The sequence below is a fragment of the Lacisediminimonas sp. genome (assembly GCF_030645335.1).
Taxonomy (GTDB): Bacteria; Pseudomonadota; Gammaproteobacteria; order Burkholderiales; family Burkholderiaceae_D; genus Lacisediminimonas.
Genome location: NZ_JAUSNH010000048.1, coordinates 1 through 4,262, shown reverse-complemented (window position 1 = coordinate 4,262; position 4,262 = coordinate 1). Strand labels below are relative to the sequence as shown.

At 64.3% G+C, this 4,262-nt stretch carries 4 protein-coding genes and 1 pseudogene; all 5 read left to right on the top strand.

The annotated features are described in order from the left end of the window. Positions 1–302, top strand: a pseudogene (locus Q7T64_RS03900) (Flp pilus assembly protein CpaB); the annotation flags it as partial. Between the two features lie 129 nt (positions 303–431). Then, a complete protein-coding gene (locus tag Q7T64_RS03895) occupies positions 432–2,027 on the top strand; it encodes a type II and III secretion system protein family protein (protein WP_304791485.1) in 1,596 nt (531 codons plus the stop codon). Positions 2,028–2,037: 10 nt separating this feature from the next. After that, positions 2,038–2,316, top strand: a complete 279-nt coding sequence (locus Q7T64_RS03890) for a hypothetical protein (RefSeq protein WP_304791482.1) — start codon at positions 2,038–2,040, stop codon at positions 2,314–2,316. A 26-nt stretch (positions 2,317–2,342) separates the two neighbouring features. Then, positions 2,343–3,596, top strand: a complete 1,254-nt coding sequence (locus Q7T64_RS03885; RefSeq protein WP_304791480.1) for a TadE/TadG family type IV pilus assembly protein — start codon at positions 2,343–2,345, stop codon at positions 3,594–3,596. 80 nt (positions 3,597–3,676) lie between these two features. Beyond that, entirely contained in the window at positions 3,677–4,171 is a 495-nt protein-coding gene (locus tag Q7T64_RS03880) for a TadE/TadG family type IV pilus assembly protein (protein WP_304791477.1), read from the top strand. Positions 4,172–4,262: the final 91 nt, after the last annotated feature.

The window sequence follows — 4,262 nt, the reverse complement described above, 5'->3', positions numbered from 1 at the left end:
AAACCAAGCCGAAGGTTGTCAACGCGGTCACCCTTGAAGTCACGCCGGAGCAGGCGGAGACGCTGGACCTGGCGCGCAGCGTCGGCTTGCTCTCGCTCAAGCTGCGTAACCAGGTCGACAGCTCGCCCACCGTGACGGCGGGCGCGACCAAGCAAACCTTGCTCAACGTGAGTGCGCCTGCGGCCCCAGCGCCGAAGAAGGCGGCCGCGAAAGTGCAGAGGCCGGCCAGCCCGGCCACCCTCCGCGTACCGGATTGCCAGCTGGTCCTGACCGGCGGTGGGCGCATCACGCAGTGTTACTGAGCACCTGCAGTGTTACTGGCCGCCGCTCTTCGTCCGCATCAAACACCAAACATCAGGGGAAGTAACGTGAACAAAAAAAGAATGTCGAACAGTTTGCGTACCGGCCTTTCGCTTGCAATCGGGACAGCGATGCTTTTTCCGATCGGTCCGGCCCTGGCGCAGCCGGCAGCGCAAGCTGCCGGCCTGCCCGCGGGGCAGGCTGCGGAGCGTCCCGCCAGTACCCGGCCCGAGTCGGCCAGGTCGGCGAAGGCTGCCAAGACCGCCAAGACCGCTGAGCAGCCTGCGCCCCCGCGCGTGGCCACTCCTGTCTGTGTCGGGGAATTCGGCCCGGGGTCACAGGTTACGCTCCCGCAGGGAAAATCGGGCACGCTCGACCTGCAGAAACTGCGCCTGCCTTCACCGGCATTCCTGCGCTCCATTGGCGACCCTGAAATCGTGCAGGTCGAGCCCACGACTTCGCAGACGGCCAGGGGGATGTACTTCCTGTTCGGGAAAGAGGTTGGCTCCACCAACCTGATGTTCCAGGATCGGGATGGACGTTGCGCGAGGGTCGAGGTGAGCGTAGGACTGGACACGCTCGGGGTGCAAACGCAGATGCGCGACCTGATGCCGGCCGAGAAAGACATCCGGGTCAGCGCCGCGTCCGATTCACTGGTCCTGTCCGGCGTCGCTTCGGATAGCGTTGCGGTGGAGCGCGCGATCCAGATTGCCAATGCCTTCGTGCGCCCGCCGGGTGCTGCTGGCGGGGGCGCAGCGCGCAGTGCGATGGTGTACAACCCGCGCATCGTGAACATGTTGTCAGTGGCGGCGCCGCAGCAGGTGATGCTGGAAGTGAAGGTGGCCGAGATTTCGAAGACCCTGCTGGACCGCTTCGGCATCAATTTCGCACGGCAGGCCATCACCGACGGCGGCGCCTGGTCGAAATTCATTTCCGGCTTTTTTGGCGGTGGTACCGGCATCCTTTCACAAAATTCTCCTCCGCAAGCGGGAGGTACATTCACATCGATCGGCATCGACGCCCAGAAGCAGGATGGGCTGGTAAAAATCCTGGCCGAACCGACCGTCATGGCCATCAGCGGCCAGGAGGGCAGCTTCCTTGCCGGCGGCAAGATATTCATTCCGGTTCCCCAGTCCTCCGGCAGCGGCACGGTGATCACCCTGGAAGAGAAGGAGTTCGGGGTCGGGGTCCGCTTCACGCCCACCGTTCTCAGCGGTGGACGGATCAACCTGAAGGTGGCGCCGGAAGTGTCCGAGCTGTCGCCCCAGGGCGCGCGCCTGACGGCGTCCGGTACCGGCGTGACATCGATACTTCCGCTGATCACGACCAGGCGGGCGGCGACAACCGTGCAGCTGATCGACGGCCAGAGCTTCGCCATTGGCGGCCTGATCAAGAATAACGTGACCCAGAACATCAGCGCGTTCCCGGTGCTGGGTGAGCTGCCGGTGCTCGGGGCGTTGTTCCGCAGCAGCAATTTCCAGACCGACCGCAGCGAACTGGTGTTCATCGTGACGCCGCGGCTGGTCAAGCCACTGCCGCCTGATTACGTTGTCCCGACCGACCACTACGTTGAGCCGACCCGATCCGAATTTTTCCTGGGCGGGAAGATGGAGGGACAGGCTGCACAGGCTCCATCCGGGCCGGGCACGCCGACCGGGCCCGCCGCGCCGGCCACGCCAGCCGCAATGCCTGCGCGCGGCGCACCCAGTGGCTATGAAACAAAATAAGGAGGGGACCATGAAATTCACTCACGCGATCGCCGGCAGCTTCACCGCGATGGCTGCGCTGCTGATGACGGCCTGCGCTCCCGTATCGCCCAATCTCGATGCCCATTTCGGTGAATCCGTGTCTGTGCTGCGTGCGCAGCAGACCTTGAATGCCGGCCCGCCATCATCGGAACAGCCCAAGCTGGACGGCATCGCTTCGCATGAGGCGATGGGGCGCTACGAGGCGTCGTACCGGACGCCGCCGGCGCAGCCTTCCTTCACGATCGGCATTTCCGGCGCCGCCCGTTAGGGCCGCTGCGCACAGGAGAGCATGTCATGTCGAGCAGGCCGCGTTCCAGCCGCAAGCAGGGGGGAGCCATCGGGATACTGGTGGCGCTCTCGCTGGTCACGCTGATCGGCTTTGCGGGGCTTGCCATCGATCTTGGCAAGCTGTTCGTGGCAAAGAATGAATTGCAGACCAGTGCTGATGCCTGCGCGCTGGCCGCTTCGCGCGAGCTGACCGGCGTCAGCAGCACGCAACTGGCCATCGCCGAGGCTGCCGGCATCGCCACCGGCCAGGCCAATTCAGTGCTCTTTCAGAGCGAGGCGGCGGTGCTCGAGGCCGATTCCAGCGTGAGCTTCAGCGACTCGCCGGATGGCGGGTTCGGCACCAAGGGCAGCTTTTCCGGCGCGTCCGCGCTGGCAGTCAAATACGTCCGCTGCACGGTGACGCGGCCGGGTATCAGCAACTGGCTGGTCAGTGTATTGAACGTGATCCCTGGCGTGAACGTCGGCAGCCAGACAGTGGAGGCACAAGCGGCCGCCACGGTCGTGCCTGCACAGACCCTCTGTGCGCTGCCGGTCGGAATCTGTGGCGCCGATCTGGCGGGAAAGTCCAAAGGCGATTGGCTGCTTGGCGTGATCGGACCTCCCGGCGGCGGGGGCCTGACCGGGAATTTCAAATGGATCGACTTCACGCCGCCGGCGGGTGGCGCCAGTGAGCTGGCCGCCATCCTGAAGGGTAGTGGCGCCTGCAACCTGCCGGCGACGGGCGCGCAGGTCGGCCAGCCGGGCAACGTATCTTCTGTTGCGGATGACTGGAATACCCGCTTCGGCATCTACTCGCCTTCCATCAGCCCCTCGTCAGCAGCGTCCGACTATACGGGCTACGCCTATACCGAGATCAATTGGCCGAGCAAGAAAAATGCCTATGCAGACTTCGTCACGCGGCGCTCAGCCTTCGCCGGCTATCAGGGCAACACCAGTACAGGATTGGGGATCAAGAGCAACTCGACGATACAGGGGCCGTCCTGGCTGCAGGCAAATGGTGCCGACCGCCGGATGGCGATCATGCCCGTTGTCGACTGCTCCTCCTTTGCCTCTTCGTCGACGGCGCCGGTCCAGTCCTGGGCTTGCATCATGATGCTGCATCCCATCAATACCAACTCCGGCGGATCAGGCACTGGCGCAACCAGGATGTATATCGAGTATCTCGGAATGTCCAGTGATCCGTCCAGTCCCTGCGCGACCCTGGGCGCTCCCGGTGCCGCGACCAGCGCTGGGCCGCTGGTGCCAACGCTGGTGCAATGAGGGAGCCGATGATGATCAGGAGGAAGAACGTGACGAAGAGTGGGACGAAGATCGGGACAAGCCGCCTTTCGTCCAGCCGGATGCCACGCAGGATGTGTTACCGGTCCGGCGCGGTAGCGGTGGAGTTGGCCGTCCTGCTGATCCCCCTGCTGATCCTGCTGGGCGGATCGGTCGACATTGCGCGCTCGATGTATTACTACAGCGCGCTGGTCAAGTCGGTGCGCGACGCGACCCGCTTGCTGTCGCAGCACACGCCGACCGATCCGGGCTATCCGGCGGCGGCGGCCCGCTGCCTGGCTGTACACGGCAATGAAGGCTGCACCGGGCCCAAACTGGTGGAGGGCCTGGACACCGGCATGGTCGTGATATGCGATCGCATTTCGTCGCCATCGGCTTCGCCCAGCGTGGCGTGCGCCGGCGGCGCCTATGCGGATGTCGGCACTGGAAGCGGCACCATCAACCTGGTGCAGGTCAGGGTGGTCGGATACACATTCAGATTCCTGGTGCCGATTCTTCCGGCGGTGACGGACATTCCCTTTGCCGACGTCAGCTCAACCATGAGGCAGGTATTGTGATGAGAGCTTTCCGCAAAGGCGCATTCATCACCAGCCAGAAGGGCGCGGCTGCGGTCGAGTTCGCGCTGGTGTCCGTGGTGCTGATCATGGT

Coding starts and splice junctions, on each gene's coding strand:
- Q7T64_RS03885 (WP_304791480.1), top strand. CDS start 2,343: ATGTCGAGCAGGCCGCGTTCCAGCCGCAAGCAGGGGGGAGCCATCGGG.
- Q7T64_RS03890 (WP_304791482.1), top strand. CDS start 2,038: ATGAAATTCACTCACGCGATCGCCGGCAGCTTCACCGCGATGGCTGCG.
- Q7T64_RS03895 (WP_304791485.1), top strand. CDS start 432: ATGCTTTTTCCGATCGGTCCGGCCCTGGCGCAGCCGGCAGCGCAAGCT.
- Q7T64_RS03880 (WP_304791477.1), top strand. CDS start 3,677: ATGCCACGCAGGATGTGTTACCGGTCCGGCGCGGTAGCGGTGGAGTTG.